Raw genomic sequence first — 15,714 nt, 5'->3', positions numbered from 1 at the left:
GCCCGAGGCCGGCGCGCCCTGGGCCGGAGCGTCCTGGCCGCTGTCGGTCGGCTGGGCCTGGGGTGCCTGACGGTCCTCGCCCGTGGTGTCCGTGTCCCCACCGTCGCCGTCGCCGCCGGTGGCGGCGCCTTCACCGATGACGGCGATGACCTGACCGACCTCGATGGTGTCGTCGACCTCGGCGCGCAGTTCCTGCACGGTGCCGGCGACCGGCGAGGGGATCTCGGTGTCGACCTTGTCGGTCGAGATCTCGACGATCGGCTGGTCGACGTCGATCTCGTCGCCGACCTCGACCAGCCAGGCGGTGATGACGCCCTCGGTGACGGACTCGCCCAGCTGGGGCAGTTCGACCTCGGTGGCCACGTGGGGCTCCTCGTGTACGCGGCGACGCTGCTGGTGGCCGCAGGGGGACGGGACGGAGGAGGAGCGGCGCGCTCCCCCCGTGCGGGAAGCTTGCGGGCCTCGGCACGGTCCGTGGTGCACCACGCCGATCGGGGATCGTTCGTGGGACCGCGGTGGGCCGACGCCCGAGCGTGGGGTCCGCGACCGGGTGGCGCGCGGACCCGCGCGACTGCCCGGAACCTAGCCGACGGGGCCGGGGGGCTGCAGACGACCGGGTGGCCGCGCGACGGACTACCGTCGTCGTCCGCCGACGCCCGCCCGTCAGGAGCCTGCGTGACCGACCTGCGTCCGACGCCGCTGACGCCGCTGCACGAGGCGGCCGGGGCCAGGCTCGCTCCGTTCGCCGGCTGGTCGATGCCGATGCGGTTCGCCGGCACCGTCGCCGAGCACGAGGCCGTCCGCGTCGACGTGGGCGTGTTCGACGTCTCGCACCTCGGCACGGTGTTCGTGACCGGGAGCGGCGCCCGCGACGTCGTCGCGGCCAGCTTCACCAACGACCCGGCGCGGTTGGGCGACGGGGACTCGCAGTACACGCTGTGCTGCGACGAGCGTGGTGGGATCGTCGACGACCTGATCGTCTACCGGCTCGCGGCCGACCGGTGGCTCGCCGTGCCCAACGCCGCCAACACGGCGGCGGTCGCGGATCGGCTGCGTTCCCGGGCCGGCGAGGACGTCGAGGTCCTCGACCAGAGCGCCGACTGGGCGATCCTGGCCGTCCAGGGCCCTCGATCGCTGTCCGTGCTGCACGAGGCCCTGACCGCGCTCGGTGGTGACCTCGACCCCGCCGCCGTACCCCACCTCGGCATCGTGCGCACGCCGGTGGGCGACGCCGAGGCCTACGTGTGCCGGACCGGCTACACCGGGGAGGTCGGCGCCGAACTGGTGGTGCCCGCGGTCTCCGCCGTCGGCCTGTGGCAGGCGCTGCTCGTGGCCGGTGCCACGCCCTGCGGTCTCGGTGCCCGCGACACGTTGCGCCTGGAGATGGGGTACCCGTTGCACGGCAACGACCTGTCCACCGAGGTGCTGCCCGGCGAGGCGCGGCTGGGCTGGGCCGTCGAGCTCGACCGCGACGACTTCGTCGGTCGCGATGCGCTGGTGGCGGCGAGGGAGGCCGGCCCGGCCCGGCGGCTGTGGGGGCTGCGGGGGACCGGCCGGCGCCCGCCCCGTGCCGGCATGTCGGTGCTCGACGGGGACCGTGAGGTCGGTCGGGTCACGTCCGGGTCGTTCTCACCCACGGCCGGGATCGGTGTCGGGCTGGCGCTGCTCGACGCGTCGATGGCGCCGGGCGACCGCGTCGAGGTCGACGTGCGCGGCACCCCGGTGCCCTTCGAGGTCGTCCGTCCCCCGTTCGTGGAGCGCGACCCGAAGGGCTGAGCCGGCGGCGCGGGCGTCAGGTCCAGTGGTCGATGAGTGTCACGAGCTTCTGCGGCGCCCAGCGGGCCGGGCTGCGTTGGTTCCAGGTCTCGTCGACGCGTTCGGCCCGGGTGAGGTCCTGGTCGGTGTGCCGGTCGAGTTCGGCCGTCAGCGCGGCGTCGAACAGGACCACGTCGACCTCCTCGTCGTGGGACAACGAGCGGGTGTTGAGGTTCGACGAGCCGACCACGCTCAGCTGTCGGTCGACGGTGAGCACCTTGGCGTGCAACATCGTGGGCTGGAACTCCCACAGCTCCACCCCGCCCGCCAGCAGGTCGTCGTAGACGCTCTCGGCGGCGAGCCGGGCGATCTCCTTGTCGGTCTGCGGGCCGGGGTGCAAAATCTGCACCTGCACGCCGCGGGCGACCGCCCGCGTCAGCGCCTCGATCATGGCCGGATCGGGGGCGAGGTAGGCCGTGGTGATGCGGACCCGTTCCTGCGCGAGGTCGAGCAGCGCGCGTCGCAGCAGCGCACCGTCGGACCAGCCGTGCTCGGACTCGCCCCGTATCACCATCGCGGTCGTGTCGCCGTCCTGCGGTTGCTCGGGGAAGCGGTCGGCGTCGTCGAACAGCACGTGCTCGGCGTCCATCCAGTCGTCGACGAACGCGGCCCGCAGTCCGTCCACGACCGGTCCCTGCAGGCGGACCTGGGTCTCCCGCCAGCCCGTGCCCTCGTCCGAGGAGCCGTCCCACTCGTCGGCGATCCCGACGCCGCCGGTGAACGCGACCTGTTCGTCGCAGATCAGCACCTTGCGGTGCGTGCGGTGCCCGGGGTCGTTGCCGGGAACCAGGGGACGGAACCAGTGCAGCAGCACGCCGGCGTCCTCCATGGAGGCGATGACGTCCTTCTCGACGTGCCGGGCGCCGAGCGAGTCGAGGATCACCCGGCAGCGCACACCGGCCCTTGCCCGGCGGCACAACGACTCGGCGAAGTGCTCGGCGATCTGCCCCTTCCAGTACACGAAGGTCAGCAGGTCGACCGTGCGCTGCGCGGTGTCGATCGCCTCGAGCATGGCCGGGAAGATCTCGACGCCGTCGCGCAGCAGCTCGACGACGTTGCCCTCGGTGGCGGGTACCCCGAGCAGGCCCTCGAGGGCCCGGCGGTACCGCTCCAGCGACTCCACGCCTCGTCCTCGTCGCCACGCGCCGGGCGGCGGTGCTCACGACCGGCGCACGCTACTGCGGCCGGGGCCGGCACCGGAGCCGGCCGCGAGAACGGGCCGACCCACGGACGCTGGCCGCACCGGTCCGCAGCTCGGCTGGGCCATCGGCGCCACGCTGCTCAGCCGCCGTCGCCGTCGCCGGTGCCCGCCTCGGGGTCGAGGGCCAGCACCCCCTGGTAGCCGGCGAGCAGCAGCGCGTTGGCGACGAACAGCCACAACCCCAGCAGCACCACGATCGCGATGGTGCCGCCACCGAAGCGCTCCTCGGTGTCGGCGACGTTGAGGTAGACCACGAAACCCACCGAGAACAGCGCCGTGAGCGCGGCGGTGAGCACCGCCCCGCCGGCGGTCCCGCGCCAGCCCAACGACGCGGGGGCGAAGGTGCGATAGACCGTCGCGGTCACCACGCCACCGAGCACGGTCGCCCCGAGCAGGGCCAGCACCCAGCCGAGCAGCGTCGCCAACGTCCCGTCCCCGGACAGGGTGCTCAGGACGAAGGCGAGCGGCAGGCCGGCCAGCATCAACGTCGGCAGCAGCAGCACCAGTGCCAGTCCGCGCAGACGTCCGCGCAGGCCGGGGGCGGACTCGTCCTCACCGCTGGCGCGCAGCAGCGCCCGTCGGAGTCCCGCGCCGTAGGCCGTGGCGGGCCAGAGCGTGAAGACGATGGTGGCGATCGTGAACGAGCCGCCGTTGTCGGCCAACTGCTCGAGGAACTCGCCGCTGCCCTCGGGGCCCGACTCGGCAGCCTGGTCCAGGAAGGTGTCGAGCGCCTCGTCGCCCGCGACCGCCTCCACCGCGGCGAAGGTGAGCAGCAGCAGGGGCAGGGCCGACACCAGGCCGAAGAACGCGAGGCTGCTGGCCTGCGAGATCAGGTCGCGGTCGGCGAGTCGCTGCACGAGGTTGCGCACCCGTCGCGGCAGGCGATCGAGCAGCCCGGACACGGTCGAGCGTGCCCGCGAGGTCGCCGTCCCGGCGGGGCCGCCCGCCGATGCGTCGTCGTCCGCGTTGCGGTGTTCCCGTCCGCCCACCGTCGCCTCGCGTCCCTCCATCGTCGACGTCGTGTCCGCCGCCCGACGTCGTGTCCACCGCCCGGGGCTCGCGGCGGCCATGGGCGCACGCTAGGCCAGGGGCGGGCGCATCGACGGGCTCCCATCGTCCGGACGGCATGGCCGTCGGCGCCGTCGGCCGTCACTCGGGACACTGATCGGTCCGCGACGCAGATCCGACCGCAGGTCCGACCTCGGGTCCGACCTCCAAGCCCAGGAGCCCCCATGGCCGGTCCTCACGTGTTGATCACCGGTGTGGGTTCCGGGATCGGTCGCGCCACGGCGCTGCACCTGGCCGGCCGCGGGTTCACGGTCACCGGCGCCGTCCGCGACCCGGCGGACGGCGACGGGCTGCAGGCGCAGGCCGCAGCGGCGGGCGTCGCCGTCGAACCGGTCGTGCTCGAGTTGACCGACCCCGAGGCCTGCGAGGAGGTCGCCGGCCGTCGCCCCTGGTTCGGACTCGTCAACAACGCCGGCTACTTCAACGCCGGTCTGGTCGAGGACGTCGCTCGCAGCGACGCCCGGCGACAGCTCGAGACGATGGTGCTCGCGCCCCTGCACCTCGCGCAGGTGGTCCTGCCCGCGATGCGTGCCCAGGGGCAGGGACGGATCGTCAACGTCAGCTCCGGCATCGTCCACCTGGCGGCGGCGGGCACCGGCTGGTACCAGGCCAGCAAGCAGGCGTTGTCGGCGGCGAGCGACGCGCTGCGCGCCGAGGTCGCGGGTGACGGCATCGAGGTGGTGCTGATCGAACCTGGCGGCATCAACTCGGAGATCTGGTCCAAGGCCGAGCGTGACCTGATGGAACGACGCGGGGGCAGCGCCCGGCCGCAGGGCTACGAGCGGGCGCTGCGCCTGCTGCGTGCGCTCGACGGGCGCATGCACCCGCCGACGCTGGTGGCCGAGGCGATCGGGGACGCCCTGACCGCCCGGCGGCCGCGCACCCGCTACCGGGTCGGTCGGGAGGTGGCCCTCATGCGGGCGACCCGGTACCTGCTGCCCGACCGGCTGCGCGATCGGGCACTGCGGACCCTGCTCGGGATGTGAGCGCTCGAGCGCGGCGGGCGCGGCGGTCCGGTCCCGGTGGGCTCAGGACGCGGTGCCCACGACGGCCGTCAGCGACGCCCCGTCGCCGGGCAACGCCAGCATGCGCTCGAGGGCGACACGGGCCCAGCGTCGGGTGGTCGCGTCGACCCGGACCTCGTTGACGACCTCGCCGGCGACCAGTGCTTCGAGCACCCACACCAGGTGGGGCAGGTCGATGCGGTTCATCGTGGCGCAGAAGCACACGGTGTCGTCGAGGAAGACGACGTCCTTGTCCGGGTGCTCCTCGGCGAGCCGCTTGACGAGGTTCAGCTCGGTCGCGATCGCGACGGTCGCACCGGCCGGGGCCTGTTCGACCCAACGGATGATCTGCCCGGTCGAGCCGACGCGGTCCGCCTCGAGCACCACCTCGTGGCGGCACTCGGGGTGGACGAGCACCTCGACGCCCGGACGCTCGGCGCGGATGCGCTCGACCATGCTCGGCTGGAACCGCGCGTGGACCGAGCAGTGTCCCTTCCACAGGATCACCCGGGCCTCGCGCAACTGCTCGTCGGTGAGCCCACCGTCGGGCTGCCACGGGTCGTACACCACGCAGTCGTCGAGCGACAGACCGAGCGAGAGCACGGCGGTGTTGCGCCCGAGGTGCTGGTCGGGCAGGAACAGGACCTTGCCGTCGTCCCCGCCACCGGGTGCCTGTTCGAAGGCCCAGCGCATCGCCGCCGGGGCGTTCGACGAGGTGCAGATCGCGCCACCGTGCTCGCCGCAGAACGACTTGATCGCCGCCGTCGAGTTCATGTAGGTGAGCGGCACCGTCTGCGCCGCGACACCGGCGCGCTCCAGCCGGGCCCAGGCGTCGACGACCTGCCGGCCCTCCGCCATGTCGGCCATCGAGCAGCCCGCGGCCAGGTCCGGCAGGATCACCGTCTGGTCCTCACGACCGAGGATGGAGGCCGACTCGGCCATGAAGTGCACGCCGCAGAACACCAGGTAGGGCGCTTCGGCCGTGGCGGCCTGCCGGGAGAGCTCGAAGGAGTCCCCCCGCGCGTCGGCGAACTCGATCACCTGGTCGCGCTGGTAGTGGTGCCCGAGAACCATGACACGCTCGCCGAGTGCCGCCTTGGCGTCCCGGGCCCGCGCCGCCAGCGTCGGGTCGTCGGGCGCCGGCAGGTCACCGGCGCAGACGACGCCGCGCTCGGCGCCTCGATCGGCGCCGCGGCCGAGCAGCAGCAGTGGCGAGCCGATCGGGATCGTGGGCACGGAGGTGGTGTTGCGCGCGGGCGCAGCGGCAGGGCGGGCAGCGGTCACGGCAGGTCCTCTCGTGGCGCGCAGACGCCGCAGGCAGCAGCGAGGGAGGCGCTGGGGGGCGGTCGCGCAGTTGTGGTCAAGTTGACCATTACCGGCAGGGTACCGGAAGGTCGCCGATCGGCGAGAAGCGGCGCGTGAGTAGGCTGACGGGTCGGTGCCGCCCCGTCGGGGCCGGGCCGGTCGGCGTCGGTGGAGGGTCCGTGAAGGTCGGTGCGCAGGTCGGTGCACGGGTGGTGTTCGTGACCGAGTCGATCGCCGGGGTGTCCGCACCCGCCGTTGCCGCCGCCCTGGCGGAGGCCTGGCGGGAACGCCGCCCCGACGACGACGTGGCGACCCTCGCCGTCTCCGACGGCGGACCGGGGCTCATCGAGTCGCTCGCCCGGCCCGGCGACACCGAGCTCGTCACGGAGGTCGCCGGCCCGCACGGGCACCCGCTCGAGGCCCCGTTGCTGCTGCGCGAGGACGCGACGGCGGTCGTGGAGGCCGCACGGGTGGCCGGCGCGGGGCTGGCGCCGGAGCCGGAGCAGCAGGTCCGGACCGCGCTGGCCACCACGTACGGTGTCGGGGAGTTGCTGCGGGCCGCGCGTGACGCCGGCGCGCGGCGGATCCTGGTGGGCGTGGGCGGTGTGGCCGCCGTGGACGGCGGCACCGGGGCCCTGACCGGCCTCGGGTTCCGGCTGCGGGTCACCGACGGCTCCGGTCTCAAGATCGGCGCCGACGACCTGCACCGGGTGGCCGCGATCGAGCGGGGCTGGTCCGAGGACGTCGAGGACCTCGAGGTCGTGGTCCTCACCGACACGGACGCGACGCTGGCGGGCGCGGCTCCCGAGGTGGCGCCCCCGACCGCCGACGACCTGGTGAACTGGGCCGCGGTGGCCGAACGCGACCTCGGGCGGCCCGGTCTCGCCGGACGGCCCGGCACCGGTGCGGGCGGTGGTACGGCCTTCGGGCTGGCCGCTGGCCTCGGCGCCCGTCTGGCCGACGGCGTCGAGGTCGTGTGGGAGGCGATCGACGGGGACGCCGCGCTCGCCCGCGCGGACCGGGTCGTGCTCGCCACGGTCGCGGGCAGCAGGTGCGACCGCGGGGTCCGGGCCCGGCTCGCGGCCGCTGGACGGCGGGCGCTGGTCGTCGCGCCGCCGCAGTCGCCGCCGGCGGCCGACGCCCGGGAGTTGCTCGCGGCCGTCGGAGCGGCACTGGACGCGTCGGGAACGACCGTCGCCGAGAGCGTGGCGGACTGACGCCGCCAGCGGCTGGTGCCGCAGGCCGCAGACGCACCGCCCCCGCGTGAGCCTCTGCGGCCGGCCCGGCGGGACCGCGTCCACCGTCGATACACTCGACGCCGTGCTGCCCGCCGTCGAACTGGCCGGCAGGTCCCATGCCTTCGAGCAACAGGAGTAACGCCGATGAGCGCCGACACCGTCGAGAGCTCGATCGTCCTCACCGAGACGGCCGCGGAGAAGGTGCGCAGCTTCCTCGCCGACCAGCCGGACGTCGACGACGTGGCGCTGCGCGTCGCGGTGCAGGCGGGCGGCTGTGCGGGCTTCCGCTACGCCCTGTTCTTCGACGACCGTCAGCTCGACGGTGACGTCGAGGAGCAGCAGCACGGCATCCGCATCCGCATGGACAAGATGTCGACCCCGTACCTCGCCGGGGCGGTCATCGACTGGAAGGAGTCGCTCGAGGCCTCCGGGTTCTCGATCGAGAACCCCAACGCCTCCGGCTCCTGTGCCTGCGGCGACAGCGCCACCTTCTGATCGCGCGGCGGCGCGGCTCCCGTCGACAGGGAGCCGCGCCGCCGTCGAACCCGGCCCTCTCGAGCGGCGTGGGCCCGGGCCGCTCAGGCATCGAGTTCGTGCAGACGCACGCGGCGCAGCAGCTGGGCGTTGAGGGCGACGACGATGGTGGAGGTGCTCATCAGCACCGCACCGAGGGCCATCGGGAGCACGAGCCCGGCCCAGGCGAACGCGCCGGCCGCGAGCGGGATGGCCACGAGGTTGTAACCGGCGGCCCACCACAGGTTCTGCACCATCTTGCGGTAGGTCGCGGCGGACAACGTGCGGATCGCGACGACACCGCGAGGGTCGTCGGATGCGAGCACGATGCCGGCGGACTCGATGGCGACGTCGGTGCCGGCACCGATGGCGATGCCGACGTCGGCGCGTGCCAGCGCGGGAGCATCGTTGACGCCGTCGCCGACCATCGCGACGGTCAGTCCCCGCGCCTGGAGTCCCGCCACCTCGGCGTCCTTGTCCTCCGGGAGGACCTCGGCGAACACCTCGTCGATGCCGAGCTCGGCGGCGACCGCCTCGGCGACCGGGCGGGCGTCACCGGTGATCATCCCGACGGTGATCCCGGCGGCGTGCAGTCGATCGACCGCCTGGCGCGAGACGTCGCGGATCTCGTCCTCGAGGCTCAATGCCCCGATGACCCGGCCGTCCCGCACGACGTGCAGCACCGCGGCGCCGCGTCCGGTCCAGCCGTCGGTCGTCGCGGCCAGGTCGTCGGGGACCACGAGCTGGCGTTCACGCAGCAGCGCCGGGCCACCGACGGCGACCCCGACGCCGTCGACCACGGCCTCGACGCCGCGGCCGGTCCGGGAGCGGAAGTCGGTCGCGGTGGGCAGGTCGCCGACCTCGGTGCGTGCGTGTCGATGGATGGCCCGGGCGAGTGGGTGTTCCGAGTCCGCCTCGACCGCGCCCGCCAGCCGCAGCACCTGCTCGGGCTCGACCCCGTCGATCGTCGCGGTGTCGGTCACGACGTGTTCCCCGCGCGTCAGGGTGCCGGTCTTGTCGAACAGGACCGCATCGACGGTGCGCATCCGTTCGATCGCGAGGCGGTCCTTCACCAGGATCCCGGAGCGGGCGGACTTCGCGGTGGAGATGGAGGTCACGAGGGGGATCGCCAGGCCGAGTGCGTGCGGGCAGGCGATGATCAACACCGTCACGGTGCGGTCGACGGCGAATGCGGGCTCGCCGAGCGCGACCCACACGGTGGCCGTGATCGCCCCGGCGACGAGCGCGACGTAGAACAGCAGTGCCGCGGCCCGGTCCGCGAGCGCCTGGGTGCGGGAACGGGACGCCTGCGCCTGCGTGACGAGTCGCTGGATGCCCGCGAGCGCGGTGTCGTCGCCGATCGCGTCGACCGCGACGCGCAGGGACGCGTCGGCGGAGACGGTGCCAGCGACCACCCGGTCGCCGGAACCGCGAGGGACGGGACTCGACTCGCCCGTCAGCATCGACTCGTCGACGTCTCCCGCGCCGTCGACGACGGTGCCGTCCGCCGGGACGCGGGCACCGGGGCGGACCAGGACGATGTCGCCGGGCCGCAGGTCGGCGACCCCGACGGTCTCGACCTCGCCGTCGGGCCCGACCCGCTCGGCGTCGTCGGGCAGCAGTTCGGCGAGCGCGGCCAGGGCGCCCTGGGCCTGACCGATGGCCCGCATCTCGAGCCAGTGGCCGAGCAGCATGATCACGATCAGCAGGGCGAGCTCCCACCAGACCTCCTGGGAGAACCAGCCGAGGAAGGTGGCCAGGGACGCGGTGTAGGCGACCGTGACCGCCATCGAGATCAGCAGCATCATGCCCGGCCGACGGTCGCGGGCCTCCTGCCATCCGCCGATCAGGAACGGCCACCCGCCGTGGAAGAAGATCACCGAGCCGAGCACCGGAGCGAGCAGCTCCGAGCCGGGGAAGCTCGGCGCGGTGTAGCCGGCCCACTGCTGGACGGGCTGCGACCAGACCACGACCGGGACCGACAGCAACAGCGTCAGCCAGAACCGGTCGCGGAACATCGCGGCATGATCACCGTGAGCGTGGTGTTCGTGTGCCCGACCGGGTCCGGCCGGCCGCTGGCGTTGCGTCGTGTCCGCGTGGCTCGTCCCGTCATCGACACCGGCGTCGTGGTCGTGGCCGGCGATCCCAGGCGTGTGGCGGGGGGTTCGGGTGCTCATGCGCGCCTCCGGTCATCGCTCATACACTACCCCTGTAGGGTATGCCGTCAAGATCGTGGCACTTCCCCGTACGCGAACGAGCGCCGGCACCAGCCGGCGGAAGGAGACGATGATGGCGACGAACGGGCACGAGGATCGCGAGGGACGCGCTCACGGGCACGGGGGCGGACACGACCTCCGGACGTACCTGCGCTTCGGCGCGATGATCCTAACCGCCATGGTGGTGATGTACGGGGTGATGTTCGTCAGCTCGTGGGAGCTGAGCCACGTCCGGTTCAGTCAGAGCCGCGTGTTCATGGTGCTGACGATGGGCGGCACGATGGGGCTGATCATGTTCGCCTGGATGCTCGACATGTACCGCAACACCAGGGCGAACGTGGCCATCGTCACCGCGAGCGTGGTGTTGCTGGGGGTCGGCGTGACCCTCGACCGGAGTCAGGTCACGGTCGATGACACCGCGTTCCTGAGCGCGATGATCCCGCACCACTCGATGGCCATCACGCGGTCCGAGCGGGCCGGTCTCGAGGACGTCCGTGTCTGCGAGCTCGCGATCGAGATCAGCGAGGCGCAGCGACGCGAGATCTTCGAGATGGACTGGTTGATCGAGGACATCGAACGCCATGGCATCGCGGCCACCGCCGACGAGGCCACGCAACGACCGCTCCCGCCCTACCGCGAACCCGCCGAACGTTCGTGCCCCACCGACTGAGTCCGGGCACGGTCAGTTGCGCCATCCCAGCAGGGCGGCGGTCAGTCGACCGTTACGTTCGGTGAGCCGCGCCCGCGTCTCCGAGGGCACGTCCCGCCACTGCAGCCGCCGCAACCGTCCGACGTTGTCCTCGAGTTCCCGACGAGCGGCACGGACACAGTCCAGGGAACAGCAGCCCGGGGTCTCGAGCGGCGCGCCACAGGCCACACAGCCGGCCGTGTCCCGCGCATCCGCGTGCGCTGCCCGAGGCTCGGCCGAGCCGGGAACGTGCGGACGCGACAGGGACATGGAGGCGGGCCTTCGAACAGCCGGACAGATCCGGTCAGGCCCCCCGTCTCGACGCCCGTCCATCGCGCAAGATATCGGCCGACCGGTCGGGTGACCACGAACAGTGGTCTGCTGACCGCACGATCGGTAGGGTCGGCTCGGGAGTGCGGGAATCCGCGTGGCGCGGCCGCGGCGGCCGACGCCGGACGGCCCGTGCGACCGTGAGGACACGCGCGTGGACGACGACAGCGGCTGGAACGACCTGCTCGTGGGTGGGTGGCACGCCGGTGTGCGTGACGCGGTGGTGGTGCGGGTGGAACGGGCCAGCGTCGGTCACCACGGTGAGCTCGTGCGCACGCTCAGCGATCCCGACGGCGCCCGCTACGCCTGGGTGGAGTCGCTGCACCGTCGGGTGCTCGGCGCGATCCGCGCCGAGACCGGTGCCGACCTCGACGAGCTCGGGTCGCAGGCAGCCTGGGCGTGCTACGAGGACGTGTGGGAGCGCCTGCGGGTGCGCTGGGGCCGGGGAGGCCGGCTCGCCCGGGTCCCGCTGGGCGGCGAGCCCGACGTGGTACGCCTGCTGCACTCGCTGCCGCCCTCGGCCGCGGAGGCGGCCGGGGCCGACATCTCGTGCGAGCCGCCCGACCCGTTGTGGTTGCACGGACGGCTGCTGGTCGACCTCGAAGGTCTGGCCGGACACGTCGCCGCCAGCCCGGACGACACCGACCTCCGGATCCTGGCCGGGCTGCTGCGGGGAGCGTGCCGACGTCAATGAGCCCGACGGACCTCGAAGTGCCACACGCGGTCCCGCTCGACCTGCCCGGTCAGCTCCTGGCGCTGCATCCGGCACCACACCGGGACGTCGACCTTCGCGGCCGGGTCGGTCGCGAGCAACCGCACGATCTGCCCGACCGCGACACCCTCGACCGCCTTGGCGAGCTCGATCACCGGCATGGGGCAGCTCATCCCGCTCGCGTCGACCTCGACGGCGACCTCGCGTCCGGTCGGGGCGTCGGTCATGGCGTCGTCTCCTGCGGTCACCCGTGATCGACTGTGGCACACTACCGATCGCAGGAGGCGCCCGTGGCCAGCATCAGAGCAGGAATCTACGTCCGGATCAGCCAGGACCGAGACGGCACCCAGCTCGGCGTCGAACGGCAGCGGGAGGACTGCGCACGTCTGGTCCAGCGGGAGGGCTGGGAGGTCGGCGAGGTCTACGTCGAGAATGACACGTCGGCGTCGGGAAAGAAGCCTCGGGAGCAATACCAGCGGATGATGGATGACCTGGCTCGCGGGCGTATCCAGGCCGTAGTCGCGTGGCATGCCGACCGTTTGCACCGCCAGCCAAGGGAACTCGAGGACTTCATCGAGGCGATCGAAGCGTCAGGTGCGGCCGTTCGCACGGTAACCGCAGGAGACCTCGACCTCTCGACGTCTGCAGGGCGCCTCCTAGCGCGCATGTTGGGAAGCGTCGCTCGCCACGAGTCGGAGCGGCACGCGGAGCGTGTGTCGCGGAAGATGCTGGAGCTGACGAAGGCCGGGAAGTACACGGGCGGTTCGCGATTGTTCGGTTACCACACCGGCCTGTGCTGCCCAGGCCCCGACTGCACGAAGCCGGACGCGCGGGTGCACGGTCCGCGCCGCTCGGCGACACACGAGCCCTGCGGGTGCGCTGGTGGAGGCTGCCGCGCCTTCGACGTCGTCCCGGAGGAGGCCGCCGCGATCCGTGAAGCCGCCCGTCTGCTCCTGGCCGGCAGTTCCCTGTTCGCGACGTCCCGCTGGCTCAACGAGCAGGGCTTCCGGACGACGTCGGGCAGCCGCTGGTCCACCGACGGTCTGAAACGGACGATCACGAATCCGCGCCTGTCCGGGCAATTGGTTTACAAGGGCGAAGTGATCGGTGACGCGCCGTGGGAGCCAATCCTCGACCGTGCCGCCCACGAGCAGCTGAAGGTAAGGTTCGCCCCGGCGAAGCGGAGTCGTCCCGCGCGCAGCCGTCTCCTGACCGGCATCGCGGTATGCGGCATCTGTGGTGCTCGCCTGGTCGGCAGCTACAACGCCCGCCGTGTGCCGATCTACCGGTGCCCGCCTGAGGGGGACCAGACGGTGCGGGAGAACTGGCGCGGCTGCGGCGGCGTGTCGATCGTCGGCCCGCAGACGGACGACGAAATCCGAGACCGCCTTTTGTCGGTGCTAGAGGGGGACGGGCTGACGGCGGCGATGGCGGCGGCGTCCGCTACTCGGAGTGGAAACAGCGGCTGGCAGACCGGCTGGTGGCGGACGAGGCGGCGCTGGTCGAGCTGACTAACGACCACTACGTCGAGCGCGCTATCGGGAAGGCAGCCTTCCTGGCGGCGAAGGCCAAGTTGGACGGGCGGATCGCCGAGGCCAGGCGGGAACTGTCAGCGGACGACCACACGTCGGCGCTGGTCGGGCTGCCGTCGGACGCGGAGGGGCTGCGCCGGGCCTGGAACGAGGGCGGCATCGGTCCGGACCCGGACGGCCTGGACGACGAGCAGGCGGCGAAACGGCAGCGTGCCCGGGTCGCTTGGCGTCGTGCGGTCGTGGTTGCGATGTGCGAGCAGATCACGATCCGGAAGGCCGAGAAGAAGGGCCAGCCGTGGAAGCGCAACGGATCGCGGTCACCTGGCGTGTCTGACTGGTGTGCGGCGGGCGTAAGGGTCCCCTGGCGTCGGCATCGCACATCAGCGGTCTGTTCCGATATGGGGCGAAAAACGCTTGCGATGCTGGTCGGCGCACCAAAGGCTGCAGAACTTCACGCCTTGGTCGATAAGTCCTCCACCGGAGATGGTGGTGGATCCGCACTGGACACATCTCGGGAGGACGAATGTCCCCCCGAAGTGGAGAAGGGCCAGAAGGCATACGACTTGCGGCCAACCGGAAAGGCTGTCTAAGAAGGTTATTGCCGCTGCAACCGCGACCAAGATGCTGAAAATCTCAGCAACTCCCTTCGCGATCTCGGACGCGCTCAACTGCGGAACCTCGACTCGACACAGACGTCTTGTGTGCGACGCCAGCCGACATCCGTCCGACGCGCGCAGCCTTGTGTCGCGATCAGTCGGCGTGTTTTCGTCCGACGTAAGGGGATATACGACGAAAGGCACCCCGGTGACTGAGAAGACCGAAAAGAAGACGGCCCGGACCCCGCGCGACTGCGAGTGCAGCTGCGGCGAGCAGACGAAGGGGGGACGCTTCCGCCCTGGCCACGACGGCCGGCTGAAGGGGCACCTGATCCGGGACTACCGGGAAGCCACCACGGCGGCTCAGCGGAAGAGGGTCGCGGCGAAGTTCGAGGCGCTTGGCTGGTCGCACTTCATCCCGAAGGTCTGACCGGCCGTGATGCGGGCACTCCCACCGACGCTGGCGGGGGCGTCGCTGTGTCACCCTCGAAGCCGTACGCGATCGGTGCGACCAGCGTTCCGGTCCCCGCCGGGGCCTCGGCCGAGTAGGGCAGCGCGGAGAGATCGCGCGCGTCGGTTTCGAGGAGGTGCGGTTGAGCGAACTTGGCGGTTGACTCGATAGCGTCCTTTACGCTGAGGTCCCGCCGCTCAGCAAAGATCTGTGCGACTTGACGATGCTCGGGGGCAGGGAGATCTCGGTCCGCTGGTAGTCGAAAGTCGGACTCCATGAGGGACTGTACGATCCTCCAGCCTTCCCAAAAGATCAACATGAACGTCGGGTCATACGGCACCGGGCAGACGATCAAATTTCGTGATTCATCCTTCCTGAGTGCGTCAGACCTGCCGTACTGGGCCGGAACGATCGCTACCCGCAGTCCGTGGGCCCCTTCCAGCTTGCGTGGGTTGATCCGGACGCTGGTGCCAACCCAATGCTCACGCTCGGGTGCGCCTAGGAAAAGGTCCGCTTTCCACAGCCCGCGGATGCTCTGCGGCAGATTTGGGCGTGTGCTCGGCCGTCTGAAGGCTGCAGCCAGTTGGTTTAGATAGTTCTTCAGCTTGACCGGCTGACCCCGATTCCCCGAAAGGACGCGCGAGTCATCCGTGATGAGATCGAGCTGCGTGTTGATGAGCCGTTGCGATCCTGCCTTCTCCATCGCGAAGAAAATCGATGACGGCCGGTCAGTCTTGATTCGACACAAGGAAAGCGCGTCACTCACCCGGTCGAGGATCGCCTCGTTGCCGTTCGCCATGGCATCGTGTACGGCGTACTCGAAAGCTACCCCGACATCCCCGTCACCTTCGTTACGGAGAACTCCTAGCATTCGGAGTGGGATGTCCTCCCGCGATTCGACACCTTGAAGGCGCTCAGCCGAGATCGAGTGCAGTACGGAGGCGATGATCGGTCGGGCCACTGCTGTGAGAGCCGTCACCGGCTCGGCGACCTCATTCCGTTGCTTCTCTTCACGTACCTGCACGGCCCCCACGCTCCTCGCCTG

16 protein-coding genes and 1 pseudogene are annotated in these 15,714 nt (G+C 71.7%); 9 read left to right on the top strand and 8 right to left on the bottom strand.

Features of this window, described 5'->3' with window-relative positions; genetic code table 11:
• Positions 1-147 precede the first annotated feature (147 nt).
• Positions 148-363 (bottom strand): annotated as a pseudogene (locus ELR47_RS19355) (biotin/lipoyl-containing protein); the annotation flags it as partial.
• A 312-nt stretch (positions 364-675) separates the two neighbouring features.
• Here ELR47_RS19355 and gcvT point away from each other — a divergent pair.
• Entirely contained in the window at positions 676-1,776 is a 1,101-nt protein-coding gene (gene gcvT / locus ELR47_RS11295; RefSeq protein WP_205745208.1) for a glycine cleavage system aminomethyltransferase GcvT, read from the top strand.
• 16 nt (positions 1,777-1,792) lie between these two features.
• Here the strand turns inward: gcvT and ELR47_RS11290 are convergent, their stop codons facing one another.
• Together ELR47_RS11290 and ELR47_RS11285 are read right to left on the bottom strand one after the other, a co-directional pair.
• Positions 1,793-2,938: a phospholipase D-like domain-containing protein gene (locus ELR47_RS11290; protein WP_130649988.1), complete on the bottom strand. Its 1,146-nt coding sequence runs from the start codon at positions 2,936-2,938 to the stop codon at positions 1,793-1,795.
• A gap of 158 nt (positions 2,939-3,096) precedes the next feature.
• Positions 3,097-4,026, bottom strand: a complete 930-nt coding sequence (locus tag ELR47_RS11285; protein ID WP_165404024.1) for a YihY/virulence factor BrkB family protein — start codon at positions 4,024-4,026, stop codon at positions 3,097-3,099.
• A gap of 222 nt (positions 4,027-4,248) precedes the next feature.
• Between ELR47_RS11285 and ELR47_RS11280 the strand changes: the two genes are divergently transcribed.
• On the top strand, positions 4,249-5,070 hold the full coding sequence (locus ELR47_RS11280) for an SDR family NAD(P)-dependent oxidoreductase (protein WP_130649986.1): 822 nt from the start codon (positions 4,249-4,251) through the stop codon (positions 5,068-5,070).
• A gap of 42 nt (positions 5,071-5,112) precedes the next feature.
• Here the strand turns inward: ELR47_RS11280 and nadA are convergent, their stop codons facing one another.
• A complete protein-coding gene (nadA, locus tag ELR47_RS11275) occupies positions 5,113-6,372 on the bottom strand; it encodes a quinolinate synthase NadA (protein WP_130649985.1) in 1,260 nt (419 codons plus the stop codon).
• 200 nt (positions 6,373-6,572) lie between these two features.
• Between nadA and ELR47_RS11270 the strand changes: the two genes are divergently transcribed.
• Positions 6,573-7,610 (top strand): glycerate kinase, encoded by a 1,038-nt coding sequence (locus tag ELR47_RS11270; RefSeq protein ID WP_165404023.1) that lies wholly within the window; start codon positions 6,573-6,575, stop codon positions 7,608-7,610.
• Positions 7,611-7,775: 165 nt separating this feature from the next.
• Complete coding sequence (locus tag ELR47_RS11265; RefSeq protein ID WP_130649983.1) at positions 7,776-8,126, top strand: HesB/IscA family protein; 351 nt, start codon at positions 7,776-7,778, stop codon at positions 8,124-8,126.
• Between the two features lie 83 nt (positions 8,127-8,209).
• Here ELR47_RS11265 and ELR47_RS11260 read toward each other — a convergent pair whose 3' ends face one another.
• Positions 8,210-10,321, bottom strand: coding sequence for a heavy metal translocating P-type ATPase (locus ELR47_RS11260; RefSeq protein WP_130649982.1), 2,112 nt, complete (start codon positions 10,319-10,321; stop codon positions 8,210-8,212).
• 202 nt (positions 10,322-10,523) lie between these two features.
• Between ELR47_RS11260 and ELR47_RS11255 the strand changes: the two genes are divergently transcribed.
• Complete coding sequence (locus ELR47_RS11255) at positions 10,524-11,030, top strand: DUF305 domain-containing protein (RefSeq protein WP_205745207.1); 507 nt, start codon at positions 10,524-10,526, stop codon at positions 11,028-11,030.
• 12 nt (positions 11,031-11,042) lie between these two features.
• On the opposite strand, the gene ELR47_RS11250 is transcribed toward ELR47_RS11255, so the two are convergent.
• A complete protein-coding gene (locus ELR47_RS11250; RefSeq protein ID WP_130649981.1) occupies positions 11,043-11,318 on the bottom strand; it encodes a hypothetical protein in 276 nt (91 codons plus the stop codon).
• Positions 11,319-11,532: 214 nt separating this feature from the next.
• On the opposite strand from ELR47_RS11250, the gene ELR47_RS11245 reads away from it, so the two are divergent.
• Positions 11,533-12,072, top strand: coding sequence for a hypothetical protein (locus ELR47_RS11245; protein ID WP_130649980.1), 540 nt, complete (start codon positions 11,533-11,535; stop codon positions 12,070-12,072).
• Here the strand turns inward: ELR47_RS11245 and ELR47_RS11240 are convergent.
• Positions 12,066-12,317, bottom strand: a complete 252-nt coding sequence (locus ELR47_RS11240) for a sulfurtransferase TusA family protein (RefSeq protein ID WP_130649979.1) — start codon at positions 12,315-12,317, stop codon at positions 12,066-12,068. The two genes, ELR47_RS11245 and ELR47_RS11240, sit on opposite strands and share 7 nt — an antisense overlap.
• 63 nt (positions 12,318-12,380) lie before the next feature.
• Between ELR47_RS11240 and ELR47_RS11235 the strand changes: the two genes are divergently transcribed.
• The 3 genes from ELR47_RS11235 (at position 12,381) to ELR47_RS11225 (ending at position 14,648) form a co-directional block, all read left to right on the top strand.
• Positions 12,381-13,601, top strand: a complete 1,221-nt coding sequence (locus ELR47_RS11235; protein ID WP_165404022.1) for a recombinase family protein — start codon at positions 12,381-12,383, stop codon at positions 13,599-13,601.
• A complete protein-coding gene (locus tag ELR47_RS11230) occupies positions 13,571-14,212 on the top strand; it encodes a hypothetical protein (RefSeq protein ID WP_130649977.1) in 642 nt (213 codons plus the stop codon). The genes ELR47_RS11235 and ELR47_RS11230 overlap by 31 nt, the downstream gene beginning before the upstream one ends.
• 214 nt (positions 14,213-14,426) lie before the next feature.
• Positions 14,427-14,648, top strand: a complete 222-nt coding sequence (locus tag ELR47_RS11225; RefSeq protein WP_130649976.1) for a hypothetical protein — start codon at positions 14,427-14,429, stop codon at positions 14,646-14,648.
• On the opposite strand, the gene ELR47_RS11220 is transcribed toward ELR47_RS11225, so the two are convergent.
• Positions 14,632-15,693, bottom strand: a complete 1,062-nt coding sequence (locus ELR47_RS11220; protein ID WP_130649975.1) for a hypothetical protein — start codon at positions 15,691-15,693, stop codon at positions 14,632-14,634. The genes ELR47_RS11225 and ELR47_RS11220 overlap by 17 nt on opposite strands.
• Between the last annotated feature and the right edge of the window lie 21 nt (positions 15,694-15,714).

It is taken from the genome of Egicoccus halophilus, assembly GCF_004300825.1.
Taxonomy (GTDB): Bacteria; Actinomycetota; Nitriliruptoria; order Nitriliruptorales; family Nitriliruptoraceae; genus Egicoccus; species Egicoccus halophilus.
This window is presented reverse-complemented; position numbering and strand designations above follow the sequence as displayed.

What these genes read in the sequence shown, in the direction of transcription:
- ELR47_RS11285 (WP_165404024.1), bottom strand. Translation starts at nt 4,026, where the DNA reads ATGGAGGGACGCGAGGCGACGGTGGGCGGACGGGAACACCGCAACGCG.
- ELR47_RS11280 (WP_130649986.1), top strand. Translation starts at nt 4,249, where the DNA reads ATGGCCGGTCCTCACGTGTTGATCACCGGTGTGGGTTCCGGGATCGGT.
- ELR47_RS11265 (WP_130649983.1), top strand. Translation starts at nt 7,776, where the DNA reads ATGAGCGCCGACACCGTCGAGAGCTCGATCGTCCTCACCGAGACGGCC.
- ELR47_RS11260 (WP_130649982.1), bottom strand. Translation starts at nt 10,321, where the DNA reads ATGAGCACCCGAACCCCCCGCCACACGCCTGGGATCGCCGGCCACGAC.
- ELR47_RS11255 (WP_205745207.1), top strand. Translation starts at nt 10,524, where the DNA reads ATGATCCTAACCGCCATGGTGGTGATGTACGGGGTGATGTTCGTCAGC.
- ELR47_RS11250 (WP_130649981.1), bottom strand. Translation starts at nt 11,318, where the DNA reads ATGTCCCTGTCGCGTCCGCACGTTCCCGGCTCGGCCGAGCCTCGGGCA.
- ELR47_RS11240 (WP_130649979.1), bottom strand. Translation starts at nt 12,317, where the DNA reads ATGACCGACGCCCCGACCGGACGCGAGGTCGCCGTCGAGGTCGACGCG.